A 17,987-nucleotide genomic window follows, 5' to 3' on the forward strand; every position below is an offset into this window, starting at 1 on the left:
TCTGGAAAACGGAAATTTCTAACTGATTCATACACATTGATGACAGCAGAGAGGGCAAGCCAATGATGGATGCCAGTAGCGAAACACACGCCGTCGAGGCGATGGATTTCCTCGACGACCCACTCTGGTACAAGGATGCCGTGATCTATCAGGTACACGTCAAGGCGTTCTTTGACGCCAATGACGACGGTATCGGCGATTTCGAAGGCCTGATCCAGAAGCTCGACTATATCGTAAGCCTTGGCGTCAACACGATCTGGATACTGCCGTTCTACCCGTCGCCCCGGCGCGATGACGGCTACGATATTGCCGAATACACCGGCGTCAGCCCCGACTACGGCACCCTCGATGACGCCAAGCGCTTCATTCAGGAAGCCCACCAACGCGGGCTGCGCGTGATTACCGAGCTGGTCATCAACCACACCTCCGACCAGCACGAGTGGTTTCAGCGCGCGCGTCAGGCGCCGGCCGGCTCACCGGAGCGGGATTTCTACGTCTGGTCGGACACCGACCAGGCCTACGCCGGTACGCGCATCATCTTTCTGGACACCGAATCCTCCAACTGGACCTGGGACCCGGTGGCCGGCGCCTACTTCTGGCACCGTTTCTACTCCCACCAGCCGGATCTCAACTTCGACAACCCCGTGGTACTCGACGAGATTCTCAAGGTCATGGAGTACTGGCTGGACATGGGGGTGGATGGCCTGCGCCTGGACGCCATTCCGTATCTGGTCGAGCGCGAAGGCACCAACAACGAAAACCTGCCCGAAACCCACGTGGTACTCAAGAAGATCCGCGCGGTGCTCGATGAGCGCTACCCGGACCGCATGCTGCTCGCCGAAGCCAACCAGTGGCCCGAAGATACCCGCCCCTACTTCGGCGACGGTGATGAGTGCCACATGGCGTTCCACTTCCCTCTGATGCCACGCATGTACATGGCGCTCGCCCAGGAAGATCGCTTCCCGATCACCGATATTCTGCGCCAGACGCCGGAAATTCCTGCCAACTGCCAGTGGGCGATTTTCTTGCGCAACCACGACGAGCTGACGCTTGAAATGGTCACCGACAAGGAGCGTGACTACCTGTGGAACCACTACGCCGCCGACCGCCGGGCGCGTATCAACCTGGGCATTCGCCGACGCCTGGCGCCGCTTCTCGAGCGCGACCGGCGGCGTATCGAACTGCTCAATAGCCTGCTGCTCTCGATGCCGGGCACGCCGGTACTGTATTACGGCGACGAGATCGGCATGGGCGACAATATTTATCTGGGCGACCGCGACGGTGTGCGCACGCCCATGCAGTGGTCGGTGGACCGTAACGGCGGCTTCTCCCGCGCCGACCCGGCCAAACTTGTGCTGCCGCCGGTCATGGACCCGCTCTACGGCTACCAGACGGTCAACGTCGAAGCCCAGGTGCGCGATGCCCATTCGCTGTTGAACAACATCCGCCGCCTGCTGGCGGTACGCAGCCAGCACCGCGCCTTCAGCCGCGGCACCCTGCGTCCGCTCTACCCGGCCAACCGGCATATTCTCGCCTACCTGCGCGAAATGACCCTGGATAACGGCGAGACTGAAACCTTGCTGTGCGTGGCCAACGTGGCCAGCACCGCCCAGGCCGTCGAGCTCGATCTTTCCGCGTTTGCAGGGCAGGTGCCGGTGGAAATGGTCGGCGGCAGCGCCTTCCCGCCGGTGGGCAAGCTGAGCTATCTGCTGACGCTTCCGCCCTACGGTTTCTTCTGGTTCCTGCTGGCCCCGGCAACCGCCATGCCCGAGTGGCATACGCCAGTACCCGAGCCGATGCCGGATTTCGTCACCCTGATCATCAAGAAGCGCCTCGAGGAGATTTTCGAAGGCTCCTCAAGGCAACTGCTCGAGCGCGAGACCTTGCCGCACTACCTGACCAAGCGGCGCTGGTTTGCGGCCAAGCAGGCGCGCGTCGAGGAGATTCACCTGCACTCGCTTGCAAGCCTTGAGCACGGCGGCCATACCCTGCTGCTCAGCGAACTGGAAATCACCCATGCCCAAGGCAGCGAGCGCTATCAATTACCGTTAGCCTTCCTGGCTGAGGATGAGCAGAGCAGTCCTCTTGCCCAGCAGCTTGCCATGGCGCGGGTACGCCGCTTCCATGAAGTAGGCCTGCTCACCGATGCGCTGACCCTGGACGCCTTTACCCTGGCCATTCTGGATGCCCTGCGCCAGGCCGTCGTGCTGCCAAGCGCCAGAGGGGCTATTCACTTTTTGCCGACGCCGGAGCTTGTCGAACTCACGCTTCCCGAACACCCCGGCATTACCCAGCAGGGCGCCGAGCAGTCCAACAGCTCAGTGGTGATCGACCATCAGCTGGTACTCAAGCTGTTTCGTCGTCTTGAGCCGGGCGTTCACCCGGAAGCGGAAATCGGGCGTTACCTGACCGAGCGAGGCTTTATCAACACCGCGCCGCTGCTGGGTGAAGTGACTCAGCTCGATGAACAGGGCACGCCGCAGACATTGATGATTCTGCAGGGCTTTATCGATAACCAGGGCGATGCCTGGTCATGGACCCGCACCACGCTCGAGCGCGCGATTCGCGAAGCGCTGGCGGATGAGCAGGCCAATGAGCCTGCCCAGGACAAGGCTCGCTACGGCGCGTTCGATGAGCTGGAAGCGTTTGCTGCCACCCTCGGGCAGCGGTTGGGCGAACTGCACATGGTGCTGGCACTGCCTACCGATGACCCGGCGTTTGCAAGCGAAATGGCCGGCCCCTCTCACACCGCTCACTGGAAACAGCGGGTGACCGAGCGCGTTGAAGAGGCGCTGGATGTGCTCGAGCGTCACCTGGGGGCTATTGATGCCGCCGAACAGCAGATTGCCACAAGCGTTCTGGCCCAGCGCGACAAGCTCCTCTCCTCCATCGGTTACATGGCTGACCTTGCCGAAGGCAGCCTGATCACGCGGATCCATGGCGATCTGCATCTTGGTCAGGTGCTGGTGGCCCACGACGATGCCTATATCATCGATTTCGAGGGTGAACCGGCAAGGCCATTGGAAGAGCGGCGCGCCAAGGACAGCCCGCTGCGCGATGTAGCCGGCATGCTGCGCTCCTTCGACTACGCCTACGCCAAGATCGAGGAGGCTCAGGGTGGCTACAGTGAAGCCGACAGCGCCGGCAAAGGCCATCAGGTAGTGGAGCAGTATCTGCTTAGAGGGCGCCAGGTGTTCTTGAATGCCTACTGGCAAGCCACGTTGGAGCTTCCCCACGAGTGGCAGAAAGCCAACGGCGCTGCGGCGGCCGTTGACCTGTTCGTGCTCGAAAAGACTGCCTACGAGATCGCCTACGAAGCCGCCAACCGTCCGGCCTGGCTTGGCGTACCGCTGCGCGGCCTGGCGGCCATTGTCGACCAGCTAAGCCCAGGAGAGCCCCATGAATGATGTCACGACCACCCGGCCCGTGCTGGATGACACCCTGTGGCTAAGTGAAGACGACGCCGACGCCCTGGTGGAAGGCACCCATCGTGACCCCTTCTCGGTATTGGGTATGCATAGCGATGAACAGGGCGATTACCTACGGGTCTTTCTGCCCGGTGCCGTTGGCGTGGACGTACTTGACCGTGACGGCGGCAGCTTGCGCTGCTGCCTGACGGGCATTCAGATTCCCGGCCTGTTCGCCGCGCGTCTGCCTCACGCCGCGCCTTACCAGCTGCATATCCGCTGGCCCCAAGGCGAGCAGATCACAGAAGACCCCTACAGCTTTGGCCTGCTGCTGGGTGAAATGGATCTTTACCTGCTGGGCGAAGGCAATCACCGCAACCTGGGGCACTGCCTGGGCGCACAGCCCATGACGGTAGAGGAGACGCAGGGCGTGCGTTTTGCGGTCTGGGCGCCTAACGCACGCCGAGTCTCGGTAGTCGGCAACTTCAACAGCTGGGATGGCCGACGCCACCCAATGCGCCTGCGCCACCCAGCCGGCGTGTGGGAGCTGTTCATTCCACGCCTCGGCCCGGGCGAGGCGTATAAATACGAGATTCTGGAAGCTCAGGGCGCGCTTGGCCTGCGCGCCGACCCGGTGGCACTGGCCACCGAAGCCCCGCCCTCCACCGCCTCGGTGGTTGCCGACACCACGCCGTTTACCTGGCATGACGACGAGTGGGTCGCCCAGCGGGAAAAGGCGCACGCGCCCTCTCGTCCGATGAGTATTTATGAGGTGCATGCGGCCTCCTGGCGCAAGCACGGCGGCGACAACGGCGAACTTTACCGCTGGCGCGACCTTGCCGAGCACCTGATTCCCTATGTGCTCGAGCTGGGTTTCACCCATGTCGAACTGCTGCCCATCATGGAGCACCCCTTCGGCGGCTCCTGGGGCTATCAGCCGCTTGGCCAGTTTGCTCCCAGCGCCCGCTTTGGCACACCCGCCGACTTCGCCTACTTCGTCGATGAGTGCCACCGCGCCGGGCTTGGCGTGATTCTTGACTGGGTGCCGGCGCATTTCCCCACCGACCCCCACGGCCTGGCACGCTTTGACGGCACCGCCCTGTATGAGTACGAACACCCTTTCGAGGGGTTTCATCAGGACTGGAACACCTACATCTACAACCTGGGCCGGCGTGAAGTGCACGGCTTCATGCTGGCCTCGGCGCTGCACTGGCTGAAGCACTTCCATATCGATGCGCTGCGCGTGGATGCGGTGGCCTCCATGCTCTACCGCAACTACTCGCGCAACGAAGGCGAGTGGATCCCCAATCGCCACGGCGGCCAGGAGAATCTCGAGACCATCGAGTTTCTGCGCCATCTCAACGATGTGATAAGCGAAGAGGCGCCCGGCACCATCGTGATCGCCGAGGAGTCCACCGCCTGGCCGGGGGTGACTCAGCCTACCAAAGAAGGCGGGCTGGGGTTTGCCTACAAGTGGAACATGGGCTGGATGCACGACACCCTGACCTATATTGCCAAGGACCCGATCTATCGCTCCCACGCCCATCATGAGATGACCTTTCCCATGGTGTACGCGTTCTCGGAGCACTACGTGCTTCCGATTTCTCACGACGAGGTGGTACACGGCAAGGGCTCGCTGATCGGCAAGATGCCCGGCGACGAGTGGCAGCAGTTCGCCAATCTGCGCGCCTATCTGGTGCTCATGTGGTCACAGCCGGGCAAGAAGCTTCTGTTCATGGGCTGCGAGTTCGGCCAGTGGCGCGAGTGGAGCCATGACCGGGAGCTGGACTGGTCGCTGCTTGCCGAGCCGCGTCACGCCGGCATTCACCGGCTGCTGGGGGATCTCAACCGCTGCTACAAGGAGCTGCCCGCGCTGCACGAATGCGACAGCGAGCCCCAGGGCTTTACCTGGGTAGTCGGCAATGACGAAGCCAACAGCGTATTTGCCTGGCTGCGCTGGAGCGCTTCCGGCGAGCCGCTGCTGGTGGTCGCCAACCTGACGCCCATCCCCCGCGAGGGTTACCGCCTGGGTGTGCCCCATGTCGGTAGCTGGGAAGAGCGCTTCAACAGCGACGCCGAGTGCTACGGCGGCTCCAATATGGGCAATCTGGGGCGCTTAACGGCAAAGGATGCTCCGCTGCATGGCCAAAGCGCCAGCCTTGAACTGACGCTGCCGCCGCTGGCGGTGCTGCTGTTGCGCCCGGTAAAGGCGCCTTAACCGGCACACATGGAACCAAGACGGTAGTCAAAAGCTTCAGGCGCTTCAGCGCCTGAAGCTTTTTTATTCCCCTACGGCCAAACAAGGTGAGCTTCAATCGTCAGATTGCCAGGACGCGCCGCTGCTGTGGTGCTCAAGCAAATTAGGTAGGATGCCCGTACGTTACTATCCACTCAGGACATTCGCTCTTCATGCTCAATGGAATCTGGTTAAGCTTTTTCATCGCCGCGTTTGTCGGCGCGCTCTGGCAGTGGCTGGTGGGCGGGGATGGCGAGGTGTTTGCGCGCCTGGTGCAGTCGCTTTTCGATATGGCCAAGGTGAGCGTGGATATCATCCTGGTGCTGCTGGGCGCCATGACGCTGTGGCTGGGTTTTTTATCCATTGCCGAGAAGGCCGGCATGATCCGGCTGCTGGGCCGGGTGCTCGATCCACTGTTTTGCCGCCTGATGCCGGAGGTGCCTCGGGGCCACCCGGCGATGGGCCTGATCAGCATGAACTTTGCGGCCAATATTCTGGGGCTGGATAACGCGGCCACGCCCATCGGGATCAAGGCGATGCACTCGCTGCAGAGCCTGAACCCGAGTAAAGAGAGCGCCAGCAACGCGCAGATCCTGTTTCTGGTGCTCAACACCTCGTCGCTGACGCTGTTGCCCGTCACCATCTTCATGTATCGCGCCCAGCAGGGCGCTTCTGACCCGACGCTCGTGTTTCTGCCCATCCTGCTTGCCACCAGCGCCTCCAGCTTCGTAGGGCTTCTGGCGGTGGCGCTGGTTCAGCGCTTGAAGCTCTGGCACCCCACGGTGCTTGCCTACTTTGCCGCGGCGGCCCTTGGCCTGGGCTTGCTGATTACCACCCTGGCCGGGCTTTCCGCCGAAGCGCTGGCCGCCGCTTCTACCCTGGTGGGTAACCTGACGCTGTTCAGCATCGTCATCCTGTTTCTGGGAGTGGGCGCCCTGCGCGGCGTCAAGGTCTACGACGCCTTTATCGAAGGCGCCAAGGAGGGCGTGAGCTTCACTCTGACGCTTCTGCCTTATCTGATCGCCATGCTGGTCGCCGTGGGCGTGCTGCGCGCCAGCGGCGTTCTGGATGCCGGGCTTGCCGGCGTGCGCTGGCTGGTGGAGGGGGTTGGATGGGATACGCGCTTCGTCGATGCACTGCCCACCGCCTTCATCAAGCCGCTTTCCGGCGGCGGTGCGCGGGCGATGATGATCGAAACCATGAACAACTTCGGCGTGGACAGCTTCCCGGGGCTTCTGGCGGCAACACTTCAGGGCAGCACCGAAACCACCTTCTATGTGCTGGCGGTCTACTTCGGCGCGGTGGGCATCACCCGCATTCGCCACGGCTTGGGGTGTGCACTGATCGCCGACGCCGCGGGTATCCTCACGGCAATCGGCGTGTGCTACTGGTTCTTCGGTTAGGCGCTTATCGGCTTTCGCCCGCCAGGTGGTCGCTCAGGGCGTGGAAGAACTGGGTGACCGGGACGATCTCGAAGGCTTCGGCCTTGGGCTGGGCGCCGGTCATGGCAATCACCATGTCGTTGTCCGGGTCGATGAACACCCACTGGCCAAATATCCCTACCGCGGAGAACGCGCCCTCGCCTTCCGGCCACCAGGAGTAGCCGTACTCGATCTCTTCGCCGCCAATCTCGTGGGGGCGGGCCGATTCCGCCACCCAGCCTTCGGGCAGCACGTTGGGCTCGTTATATTCATCCAGCACGAACTGCCCGAACCGGGCATAGTCCTTGAGCGTGATCAACAGCCCGCTGCCGCCGATTTCCTGGCCATCTTCGCTGTCCAGCCACCACCTGGCGTCCGTCTCCATGCCGTAGCCTGACCAGATCTTCTCGGACAGGTACTCGGAGGCACTCTTGCCCACCGCACCGTTGATGATCGCCGAGAGCAGCTGGGTTTCGCCGGTGCTGTAGTTCCACACCTCGCCAGGCTCACCGGCGCGCTCCAGCCCGCCCATGAATTCAAGCAGTGCACCTGGGCGCTGCTCAAGCTGCACTTCGAGCATCTGACGGCGCTGGGAGTCCGGGTCGGCGTAGGTTTCATCCCAGGCAACGCCGGAGGCCATCAGCAGAATCTGCTCGACGCTGACGTCGTCGTACACGCTACCCTCGAGTTCGGGCACGTATTTGCTGACAGCGTCATCAAGGCTTTCGATATGGCCGTCGTTGAGCGCAGCGCCGATCAGCGTCGACGAGATCGACTTGGCGATCGACATCGACATCCAGGGCGTGTCTGCCGTGTTACCCAAGGCGTACTGCTCGAACACCACGTCGTTGTCGTGCACCGCCATCAGGCCGCTCACCCGGTTGAGCGCCATGAAGTCGTAAATATCGTAGGTCACGCCTTCATGGGTGAGCGAGAAATCCTCGAGCGAGGCGTCGCGCGAGCCGAACGCGTGCGGGGCGCTTGCCGCCTTCACCGTGCGGGTCGGGAAGAGCCGGTCGATATGGCGGGAAAGCTCGACCTGCTCATCGGGCATCATGCGCCCGCTGTAGAGCTTGCGCACCTCCAGCTGGCTCTGCTCGGCGCTCTGGGCCAACGTGGCGGTGGAGACGAGGGTCAGCGCCGCCGCCATCAAGGGCGAGCGATAGGTCATCGAAGTCATGGCATTCCCGTTAAACAAGTGAACATTGAACACAATCAAACGCCGAACTTACTCGGCGCGAGCCGCGCGCGCCGCGTGAAGCTTCTTGTAGCTCTCGATCAGACGCTGGTGGCGCTCCAGACCGTCGAGCTGCATGTTGGTGGGCGTCAGCCCAAAAAAGCGCACGCTGCCCTCCACCGAGCCCACGACCGCCGCCATGGTCTCTTCACCGAACATGCGCTGGAAGTTGGGCAGGTAGTCGTCGATTTCCAGCTCGTCGTCGAGCGCGATTTCAAGCACCGCGTTCACCGCCTGGTAGTAAAGGCCGCGCTCGACGGTGTTGTCGTTGTACTGCAAGAACATCTGCACGCAGTCCAGCGCTTCCTCTAAACGGCCAAGCGCCAGGTAGATCAAAAGCTTGAGTTCCAGGATGGTGAGCTGGCCCCAGACGGTGTTCTCGTCGAACTCGATGCCGATCAACGTGATGATATCGGCGTGGTCGTCCATCTGGCTCTCCTCCAGACGCTCGACCAGATCGAGAAGCTGGTCGTCCTCCAGGCGGTGCAGGTTGAGGATATCCGCGCGGTAATCCAGCGCTTTGTTGGTGTTGTCCCAGATCAGGTCCTCGATCGGGTACACCTCGGAGTAGCCCGGCACCAGGATACGGCACACCGGCGCGCCGAGATCCTCGTGGACCGCCATGTACACCTCGGCCCCCAGCTCTTCAAAAATGCCGAACAGCGTGTCAGCCTCCTCCTGGTTGGTGCCGGAGAAGTCCCACTCGCTGAACTCGAAATCCGCCTTGGCGCTGAAGAAGCGCCAGGAGACCACGCCTACCGAGTCGATGAAGTGCTCGACGAAGTTGTTGGGCTCGGACACCGTCTGCGAGTTGAAAGTGGGTAGCGGCAAATCGTTCAGGCCCTCGAAGCTACGCCCCTGTAATAGCTCGGTCAGGCTGCGCTCCAGCGCCACCTCGAAACTCGGGTGGGCGCCGAAGGAGGCAAACACCCCGCCGGTGCGCGGGTTCATCAACGTCACGCACATCACCGGGAACTGCCCGCCCATGGAGGCATCCTTTACCAGCACCGGAAAACCCTGGGCCTCCAGCGCCTTGATGCCCTCGACGATACTGGGGTACTTCGCCAGCACATCCGCCGGTACGTCCGGAAGCGAAAGCTCCTGCTCCAGAATCTCGCGCTTCACCGCTCGCTCGAAAATCTCGGAAAGGCACTGCACTTGGGCTTCCACCAGGGTGTTGCCTGCGCTCATGCCGTTGCTCAGAAACAGGTTCTCGATCAGATTCGAGGGGAAGTAGACCGTCTCGCCATCGGATTGGCGCACAAAGGGCAGCGAGACGATGCCGCGGGCCTCGTTACCGGAGTTGGTATCGATCAGATTCGAGCCTGAAAGCTCGCCTTCCGGGTTGTAGATCGCAAGACAATGCTCGTCGAGAATCTCTTCGGGCAGCTCATCGTTGGGCCCTGGCTTGAACCACTTCTCGTTCGGGTAGTGCACGAAGTCGCTTCCCGCGATCTCTTCGCCGAAGAACTGGTCGTTGTAGAAGAAGTTGCAGGAGAGGCGCTCGATGAACTCGCCAAGCGCCGAACACAGCGCGCTCTCCTTGGTGGCGCCCTTACCGTTGGTAAAGCACATGGGCGACGCCGCATCGCGAATATGCAGCGACCACACATGGGGCACGATATTGCGCCAGGAGGCGATCTCGATCTTCATGCCGAGGCCCGCCAGAATCGCGCTCATGTTGGCGATGGTCTCCTCCAACGGCGCATCCTTGCCTTCGATGTAGGTGCTGCCACCGTCCGGGGCGCCCATCAGCAGCGCCTGGGCGTCCTCATCGATGTTTTCCACTGTCTCGATCTGAAACTCCGGGCCGGTCTGCACCACCTTCTTGACTGTGCAGCGGTCAATGGAGCGCAGGATGCCCTGGCGATCCTTCTCGGAGATATCGTCGGGTAGCTCCACCTGAATCTTGAAGATCTGCTTGTAACGGTCTTCCGGGTCGACGATGTTGTTCTGGGACAGACGGATATTCTCGGTGGGAATATCCCGCGCGTTGCAGTACACCTTCACGAAGTAGGCCGCGCACATGGCCGATGAGGCCAGGAAGTAGTCGAACGGGCCGGGGGCGGAGCCGTCACCCTTGTAGCGGATCGGCTGGTCGGAGATGACCGTGAAGTCGTCGAACTTGGCCTCCAGGCGGAGGTTGTCGAGATAGTTGACCTTGATTTCCATAAAGCGGGCATCCGGAGTAATGAGTGTGCCTTGCCCTTTCCTGCCGGGCACCGGGCGAATTGCCGCCCATTATCCAGTTTTTCACCCGCTTCGTCTTGGGCAGTTTCCCGAATCGTCTAACCGGCGTCGCCTAGAAACGTAAGCGCCTGTTCCAGCAGTATCTCGGGGATTTCCTCGGCGATGTAGTGGCCGCAGGGTAGCGCCCTGCCGTCGACGTGAGTGGCTACCTTGCGCCATTCGGCCAGGGCATCGAAGCAGGCTTCGATGGCGCCTTCGGCACCCCACATCACTTTCAGCGGGCAGGTGAGCTTTACGCCGGCGTCGATATCTGCCTGATCATGCACCAGATCAATCGTGGCGCTGGCGCGGTAGTCGCCGCAGATGCCGGTCGCGGTGCCGGGCAGCGTCAGGCAGCGCTCGTACTCCGCCAGGGCTTCTTGTGTGAACGGCGCCATCCCCGCACTGCGCGCCCCCATCACGCTTTTCAGGTACTGGGCGGGGTCGCTATTGATCAGCATTTCCGGCAGCGGTTGAGGGCGAATCAGAAAGAACCAGTGCCAGTAGCTGCGTGCAAAGGCCTCGGTGGTGCCGCGATACATGGCAAGAGTGGGCGCAATATCCAGAAGCACCATGCGCTCGACGCGCTCGGCGTAATCCACTCCCAGCCGGTGGGCCACTCGCGCGCCGCGATCATGGGCCAGCACCTTGAAGCGCGCAAAGCCAAGCTCTCCCATCAGCTCGGCCATGTCGGCGGCCATGGTGCGCTTGGAATAGGTCAGGTGCTCGGAATCATCGTCGGGTTTGGCGCTGTCGCCGTAGCCGCGCAGGTCGGCAGCAATCACGGTGAAGTGCCGGGCAAGTGTTTCCGCGACCTTGTGCCAGATAACGTGGGTCTGCGGGTGGCCATGAAGCAGCAGTAGCGCGGGGCCGCTGCCGCCCATACGAAAGGCGATCTCGACGCCGTTGACGTGGCGGGTGTGTTTTTCATAGCCGGTAAACATGGCGAACTCCTGGCCGGAAACGGATCAACGCAAGCCGCTCAGCCGGCCGGCGGGGTCAGCACCTGCTTGAACAGCAGGCTCTCGAATACTTCCATGGGCGCGGCTGATTTCAGCGTCTTGGCGCGCAGTATGGCCCCTTCCCAACCGGAAAGAATGAAGCTTGCCAACTGCTGGGGATCGAGCGTGGAGGTGATGGCGCCTTGCGCCTGGGCGGCGCTCAAGCAGTGGGCAAAGCGGGTTTCCCAGCGCTGGAACGCGTGGTTGAGCGCCTGGCGAAAGCGGTCGCTTTGCCCGGCAAGCTCCTGGCCCAGGTTGCCGATCAGGCAGCCGGTGGCGTGGTCGTGCTCGCCCATATGCGCACGGCCGGCAGCAAAATAGCGCTTCAGGCGCTCGAGCGGAGGCGTCATCGGATCTTCGAGCAGTACGACCAGGCTTGCATCGTAGTCGTTGGCAAACCGCTCGATCACCGCCAGCCCAAAGTCCTCTTTACTGGAAAAATAGTGGTAAAACGAGCCTTTCGGCACGCCGCAGGCGTTAAGTACGGCGTTGATGCCCGTGGCGTTGTACCCTTGCTGGGTAATCAGTTCGGCACCAGTATCAATCAACTTATCGCGGGTGGCGGTGTTTTTCATACGTTTACACGGGACTCGTCGGTCGGCGGTTATTTATTGGACTGGCGAAGGCTTGCACGCTCTTTTCATAATGCTTGCCTAATCGCTGCGAACCAATGCGTGATGCTAGCATGATACGCTTCTTTTACCGGAATTTTCGCTGCTTCCCTTTTTGCTCTCACAACGGATAACCCGTGTTGATGAAATCTATTGAATCTTCGCCTTCGGCTCAACGGGGCCGAGTCCGTCTAGGCGGCGTGGCCGCCCTGCTGGTGGTAGTGGTCGGCCTGGCCTGCGCCTGGTGGATCATCACCCAGCCGCCGCGTATCGAGCGCCGCCCGCCGCCGGTTCCGACGCCGCCGGTGGTAGATGTCATCACACTCGAACAGCGCCCCCAATCACCCATCCTGAGCGGTTTTGGCCGGGTCGAGGCCGAGCAGCAGGCGATGCTGGCAAGCCGGGTCGCGGGCCAGCTCGAACGCTTCGGCGATGGCGTCCTGCCGGGTCAGGTAGTCGAGCAAGGCGCGCCGGTCGCCTATATCGACCAGGCCGATCTGCGCCTGGCCCTTGAAGACGCCGAAGCCCAGCTACGCAACGCCGAAGCGCAGCTGGCCCTGGAGAACGCCGAGCAGCAGCGCGCGCGCAGCGAGTACGAGTCGTTCGGCCGCCAGCTCTCCGCCGAGCGGCGCGCGCTGGTACTGCGCGAGCCGCAGCTGCGCCAGGCTCAGGCCCAGCTTACCCAGGCCCGGGTCATTCGCGACCAGGCGGCGCTGAATCTCGAGCGGGCAACGCTGACCGCGCCCTGGAAAGCAATGGTGCAGGAGCGCCTGGTAGGCGCCGGCAGCCTGCTGAGCCTGGGTACAGAGCTTTTGAGCCTGGTAGGCGTCGAACAGTTCTGGGTGCGCGCGTCGCTGCCCGGCGATGCGCTTGAGTGGCTGGAGCCCGGAAGTTTGGTCACGCTCACCAGCCGCGGCTGGCCGGATGGAGCGAGTCGCGAGGGCACCCTGGTATCGATTCTGCCCAACCTGGAAGAGAGCGGGCTTCAGGCGCAGCTACTGATTGCCGTGAACGACCCACTGGCGCTGGAAAGCGACGGCCCGGCACTGCGCCTGGGCGATGTGATGCGAGTGGCGTTTGAAACCCAGGCCCAGGAAGACCTGATCGCCCTGCCCTCGGCGGCCCTGCGTCCCGGCGAGCGCGTCTGGTGGGTGGATGACGAGGACCGCCTGCACAGCACCACGGTAACGCTTGCCTACCGCGGCGAAGACGAAGCGCTGGTGCGCAGCGGCCTGGAAGCCGGCCAGCGGGTAGTGACCTCAGGGCTTGCCCAACCCCGCGAAGGCCAACAGATTCGCGTGCGCACGCGCGGCGACACGCCGGCAAGCGATAGGGAGAACAACTGATGCGCCGTGGCCCTATCGCCTGGATGATCGATCACGGGGTAGCCCCCAATCTCTTGATGGTGCTGTTTATCGTGGGCGGCCTCATGGCGTCACTGGCGATCAAGAAAGAGGTCTTTCCCGAGTTCGAGATCGAGATCGTTCAGGTCTCCATCAGCTATCCGGGCGCCACGCCGGAAGACGTCGAGCAGAGCCTGCTGCTGCCCGTCGAGGCGGCGATTTCCAACGTCGAGGGTATCGACGAGCTGACCTCGAGCGCCGGCGAAGGCAGCGGTATGGTCAGCGCCACGCTGATTGACGGCGTGGACGTGATGCGCGTGTATCAGGATATCCAGCAGGCGGTCAATGCAATTACCACCCTGCCCAACGCTGCCGACCCGCCCCGCTTTACCCTGGCTGGCGGCTCTCGCAGCGTGGTCAGCCTCCAGGTTTACGGCGCGGTGGGGCTTTCCGCGCTTCACGATGCCGCCGAAGACGTGCGCGCCGAGCTGCAGGCCGCCTCGGGCATCTCGCGGGCCGAGCTTTCGGGCAACCGCGAGCGTGAAATTCAGGTGCATCTGGATGAAGAGGCCATCGAACGCTACGGGCTCGACCACCAGCAGCTGGCCAGCCGCATCGGTGCCGAGGCGCTGGATCTGGCCAGCGGCCAGCTGACCACCGCCGAAGGCGAGTGGCTGATTCGCTACCAGGGCCGGCGCAACAGTGCCGCCGAGTTCGCCGACCTGCCCATTCTAACCACCGCCCAGGGCACGCCGGTGCTGCTGGGCGATATCGCCCGCGTCAGCGACGGCTTTGCGGAAACCGACCGGGAGGAGTTCTACAACGGCGAGCCTGGGCTTTCGGTGAACATCTATCAGATTGGCCACCAGACGCCGACCAGCATTTCACAGGCCGTTTACGCCGAGCTCGATAACCTGCGCGCGGGCCTGCCCCCCGGGGTCAGCCTGGATGTCGCCCGCGACAGCTCCAAGGTGTATGAAGACCGTTTGAGCCTGCTGCTCAAGAACGCCTGGATGGGCCTGGCGCTGGTACTGGTGCTGATGGCGCTGTTTCTGGAAGCACGCCTGGCCTTCTGGGTAACGCTGGGCATCCCGACCGCGTTTCTGGGCGCCATGCTGTTTCTGCCCTGGATCGGCGTATCGCTGAACATGATGTCGATGTTTGCCTTTATCATTGCCCTTGGCATCGTGGTGGACGATGCGATCATGGTGGGCGAGAACATCTACAGCTATCGTGAAGAGGGCTATTCGCTGCGCGATGCGGCGGTCAAGGGCGCCAGCGAAATCGCCATCCCGCTCACCTTTGCCATTCTTTCCAACATCGTGGCGTTCTTGCCACTGCTGTTCCTGCCGGGCTTTCTGGGCATGCTGTTTGCTACGGTGCCGGTGGTGGTGATTACAGTTTTCCTGATCTCCTGGGCCGAGGCGCTGTTCATCCTGCCCGCCCACCTCGCCCACAGCCGCAAACCGCGCGAGACACCGGCCTGGCAGAAACCGCTTGAAGCGCTGCGCCAGCGCATGCAGGGCGGCCTGCACCACTTTACCTATCGCCAGTTCGAGCCGTTTCTGCAGCGCGCGCTCAACCAGCGCATGCTGAGCATCGCGCTGGGCGTGGCGGTGCTGCTCGTCGCCCTGTCGTGGGCGATGAGCGGGCGGCTTGGGTTCTCGCTCATGCCGCGAGCCGAATCCGACCAGGTGCAGGCCACCGTGACCCTGCCGATCGGCACCAACATCAGCGTCAGCCGGGAGCTTAGCCAGCAGCTGCTGGAGGCCGCTCGGCAGCTGAGCGAGCGTGAAGACACGCTGGCGTTCAGCAGCACGCGCAGCCGCCTGGATGGCGAGAGCCTCGAAGTACGCCTGGATATCGCCAGCGAAAGCCTGGAGGCATGGCCGCCGTCACGCATTGCCAGTGAGTGGCGTGAGGTGGCCGGCGACCTGGTGGGCGCCCAGTCGGTACGCTTTGAGTCCGATTTTGGCGGCCCCGGCAGCGGCGCTGCCCTCAGCCTGCGCCTCTCGCACCCCAACACCCAGGTGCTGGAAGCAGCCGCGGCACGTCTGGCCGAGGTGCTTAGCGAGTATGGCCTGACCGATATCGACAGCGGTATTGGCGACGGCAAACCCCAGCTGGAAATGCGCCTTTCGGCAGAAGGCCGCGCGCTTGGCCTGACCGGCAGCGACCTGGCACAGGCACTGCGCGGGCCGCTTCAGGGCGCCACAGCGGTCGAGCAGTTTGTCGGACGCAGCGAGATCAGCGTGGAAGTGCGCCTGCCCGAAACCGACCGCGATAGCCTGAACGAGCTTTACCGCATGCCGATACGCACGCCGGATGGCCTGAGCGTGCCGCTCTCCCGCGTGGCCGATATCACCTTGAGCCAGGCGTCCAGCAGCCTGCAGCGCATTGACGGCCGGCGCATCATTACCGTCACCGCCGATTCGGAAGGCGATCGGACCATCAATCAGGTACTAGCCACGCTGCAGGAAGACATCTTCCCCACGCTGACCAATACCTGGCCGGGGCTCGAGGTCAGCCTGGGCGGCCGCCAGCAGGATACCGCTGATAACCTCGCTTCGCTGCGCACCGCCATGTGGCTGATGCTGGCCGCGTTGTATGCGCTGCTGGCCATCCCGTTTAGAAGCTACCTGCAACCCTTGCTGGTACTGGCCGCCATTCCGTTTGGCATCGTGGGTGCCGTGGTCGGCCATATGATCATGGGCTTCGGGCTTTCGATCATCAGCCTGCTGGGGATGCTGGCGCTCTCCGGGGTGGTAATCAACGACGCCCTGGTGCTGATCGATTACGCCAACCGCAAGCGGCGTGAAGGCATGGCGCCCCGGGAAGCTATCGTTGCCGCCGCCACCCGCCGCCTGCGGCCGATCATGATGACCACGCTGACCACCTTTCTGGGCCTGGCACCGATGATTCTGGAAACCTCGCGTCAGGCGCGCTTCATGATCCCCATGGCCATTTCGCTGGGCTTTGGCATGATCTTCGCCACCGTCATTCTGCTGATTCTGGTGCCCTGCCTTTATCTGGGCATGGAGAACTGGCGCGAGCGGCGAAGCATGCCGCAAAAACCTCGCCAGGAGGGCGCTGCCTGATGGCGATTTCTCTACCCGGATGGCGACCTTCACGGCTGGGGCTGAAACTCTTTGCCGCTATCTTGAGCGTCAACGTGGCGATTTCCGCCAGCATGTTTCTGGCCGTGTCCTACAGCATCGACCGCGGATTCATCGACTACCTGAACCAGGCGCAGGAGCGCCGCGCCATGCTGCTGGCCGACGGCCTGATTACGCGTTGGGAAACCCAAGGCGACTGGCGCTGGCTTGAGCAGAACCCCGAGCGCTGGCCGCATATCGTGCGCTTCGAGCTGGGTCAGGAGCATCGCGAGCGCCCCTCCCCGCTCGGCGAAGCGCAGGATTTTGCCCTGCGGGCGCCGGAAGGTGAGTTCGTCGTGCCGCCCCGTAACGGCCGCACGGGGTCCGGCGACTGGCGCTGGCTGACGCTCTACAGCAACAGCGAAGCTATCGGCTCGCTGGGGTTTCGTCCCCCGCAGCAGATGATGGAGCGCATGGAGAACCGCTTTCTGGAGCTTCAGCAGCGCAATCTGGTGATCATCGTCATCTCGATCGGCCTGGCCTCGCTGCTGCTGGCCGCCGGGCTCTCCTGGTGGCTGAGCCGGCGCACGCGGGCACTCGCCGTGGCCACGCGGCGTCTTACCGAAGGCAACTACCACACCCGCCTGCCCGAGCGCGGCCGGGATGAACTGGCCCGGCTTGCGCGGGACTTCAACGTCCTGGCCGCTACCCTTGAAGCCAATCGCGATGCCCGGGCGCGCTGGGTCTCCGATACCGCCCACGAGCTGCGCACGCCTTTGGCCGTGCTGCGCGGTGAAATCGAGGCAATGCAGGACGGCATCCGCCCGCTGAATCAGGAGAACCTGAGTTCGCTGGCTCAGGAAGTCGCCCAGCTCGAGCACCTGGTGGCGGATTTGCGCCTGCTGTCCCAAAGCGATGCCGGTGCCCTGGACATTCACCTGGCACCGATGAACCTGAGCGCCAGCCTGGGAAGCCGCCTGGAAGACGCTGATCGCTGGCTGAGTGACAGCGGCCTTGCGCTGGTCACACAGATCGCCCCGGACGTGATGATTCGGGGCGACGCCCAGCGTCTGCACCAGCTGTGGAACAACCTGCTGGACAACAGCTGCGCCTATACCGATGCCCCCGGCACGCTCAAAGTGACGCTTGCCATCGAGCACCAGCAGGCGGTGATCACTTGGCAGGACAGTACGCCGGGCGTGCCCGAAAGCGAGCTTTCAAGGCTGACCGAGCGCCTCTATCGCGTTGAGGGTTCGCGCAACCGGGCCAGCGGCGGCAGCGGCCTGGGGCTTTCCATTGCAAGCGCGTTGGTCAGCGCTCACGGCGCCACCCTGGAAGCCTCCAACGCGGCGCTGGGCGGGCTTTGCTGGACACTACGCTTTCCTCTTCTGACGGCCCATTGATGAT

The 17,987-nt window shown here is 63.0% G+C and carries 10 protein-coding genes; 6 read left to right on the plus strand and 4 right to left on the minus strand.

What is annotated here, in order from left to right; translation table 11 throughout:
- Positions 1-62 precede the first annotated feature (62 nt).
- The 3 genes from treS to B0H98_RS03570 all read left to right on the plus strand — a co-directional run bounded on the left by treS (position 63) and on the right by B0H98_RS03570 (position 7,046).
- Complete coding sequence (gene treS, locus B0H98_RS03560) at positions 63-3,407, plus strand: maltose alpha-D-glucosyltransferase (protein WP_106373671.1); 3,345 nt, start codon at positions 63-65, stop codon at positions 3,405-3,407.
- Positions 3,400-5,625: a 1,4-alpha-glucan branching protein GlgB gene (gene glgB / locus B0H98_RS03565; protein ID WP_106373672.1), complete on the plus strand. Its 2,226-nt coding sequence runs from the start codon at positions 3,400-3,402 to the stop codon at positions 5,623-5,625. Before treS ends, glgB begins: the two co-directional genes overlap by 8 nt.
- 191 nt (positions 5,626-5,816) lie before the next feature.
- Positions 5,817-7,046, plus strand: coding sequence for a nucleoside recognition domain-containing protein (locus B0H98_RS03570; protein WP_106373673.1), 1,230 nt, complete (start codon positions 5,817-5,819; stop codon positions 7,044-7,046).
- Between the two features lie 4 nt (positions 7,047-7,050).
- Here the strand turns inward: B0H98_RS03570 and B0H98_RS03575 are convergent, their stop codons facing one another.
- The 4 genes from B0H98_RS03575 to B0H98_RS03590 form a co-directional block, all read right to left on the minus strand.
- Positions 7,051-8,244: a serine hydrolase domain-containing protein gene (locus B0H98_RS03575; RefSeq protein WP_106373674.1), complete on the minus strand. Its 1,194-nt coding sequence runs from the start codon at positions 8,242-8,244 to the stop codon at positions 7,051-7,053.
- Positions 8,245-8,292: 48 nt separating this feature from the next.
- Positions 8,293-10,473: an OsmC domain/YcaO domain-containing protein gene (locus tag B0H98_RS03580; RefSeq protein ID WP_106373675.1), complete on the minus strand. Its 2,181-nt coding sequence runs from the start codon at positions 10,471-10,473 to the stop codon at positions 8,293-8,295.
- Positions 10,474-10,589: 116 nt separating this feature from the next.
- Positions 10,590-11,474, minus strand: a complete 885-nt coding sequence (locus B0H98_RS03585; RefSeq protein ID WP_106373676.1) for an alpha/beta fold hydrolase — start codon at positions 11,472-11,474, stop codon at positions 10,590-10,592.
- A 38-nt stretch (positions 11,475-11,512) separates the two neighbouring features.
- Positions 11,513-12,106, minus strand: coding sequence for a TetR/AcrR family transcriptional regulator (locus tag B0H98_RS03590; RefSeq protein WP_106373677.1), 594 nt, complete (start codon positions 12,104-12,106; stop codon positions 11,513-11,515).
- Positions 12,107-12,285: 179 nt separating this feature from the next.
- On the opposite strand from B0H98_RS03590, the gene B0H98_RS03595 reads away from it, so the two are divergent.
- Genes B0H98_RS03595 through B0H98_RS03605 form a run of 3 tightly spaced genes read left to right on the plus strand, consistent with a single transcriptional unit; the run spans position 12,286 to position 17,983 of the window.
- Entirely contained in the window at positions 12,286-13,488 is a 1,203-nt protein-coding gene (locus tag B0H98_RS03595) for an efflux RND transporter periplasmic adaptor subunit (protein WP_106373678.1), read from the plus strand.
- On the plus strand, positions 13,488-16,583 hold the full coding sequence (locus B0H98_RS03600) for an efflux RND transporter permease subunit (protein WP_106373679.1): 3,096 nt from the start codon (positions 13,488-13,490) through the stop codon (positions 16,581-16,583). Before B0H98_RS03595 ends, B0H98_RS03600 begins: the two co-directional genes overlap by 1 nt.
- Positions 16,583-17,983, plus strand: coding sequence for an ATP-binding protein (locus B0H98_RS03605; RefSeq protein ID WP_106373680.1), 1,401 nt, complete (start codon positions 16,583-16,585; stop codon positions 17,981-17,983). The genes B0H98_RS03600 and B0H98_RS03605 overlap by 1 nt, the downstream gene beginning before the upstream one ends.
- The last annotated feature ends 4 nt before the right edge of the window (positions 17,984-17,987 follow it).

It is taken from the genome of Vreelandella songnenensis (assembly GCF_003002925.1).
Taxonomy (GTDB): Bacteria; Pseudomonadota; Gammaproteobacteria; order Pseudomonadales; family Halomonadaceae; genus Vreelandella; species Vreelandella songnenensis.

Bases quoted from the DNA above. Each gene is read 5' to 3' on its own strand.
- treS (WP_106373671.1), top strand. From the start codon at position 63: ATGATGGATGCCAGTAGCGAAACACACGCCGTCGAGGCGATGGATTTC.
- glgB (WP_106373672.1), top strand. From the start codon at position 3,400: ATGAATGATGTCACGACCACCCGGCCCGTGCTGGATGACACCCTGTGG.
- B0H98_RS03570 (WP_106373673.1), top strand. From the start codon at position 5,817: ATGCTCAATGGAATCTGGTTAAGCTTTTTCATCGCCGCGTTTGTCGGC.
- B0H98_RS03575 (WP_106373674.1), bottom strand. From the start codon at position 8,244: ATGACTTCGATGACCTATCGCTCGCCCTTGATGGCGGCGGCGCTGACC.
- B0H98_RS03580 (WP_106373675.1), bottom strand. From the start codon at position 10,473: ATGGAAATCAAGGTCAACTATCTCGACAACCTCCGCCTGGAGGCCAAG.
- B0H98_RS03585 (WP_106373676.1), bottom strand. From the start codon at position 11,474: ATGTTTACCGGCTATGAAAAACACACCCGCCACGTCAACGGCGTCGAG.
- B0H98_RS03590 (WP_106373677.1), bottom strand. From the start codon at position 12,106: ATGAAAAACACCGCCACCCGCGATAAGTTGATTGATACTGGTGCCGAA.
- B0H98_RS03595 (WP_106373678.1), top strand. From the start codon at position 12,286: ATGAAATCTATTGAATCTTCGCCTTCGGCTCAACGGGGCCGAGTCCGT.
- B0H98_RS03600 (WP_106373679.1), top strand. From the start codon at position 13,488: ATGCGCCGTGGCCCTATCGCCTGGATGATCGATCACGGGGTAGCCCCC.
- B0H98_RS03605 (WP_106373680.1), top strand. From the start codon at position 16,583: ATGGCGATTTCTCTACCCGGATGGCGACCTTCACGGCTGGGGCTGAAA.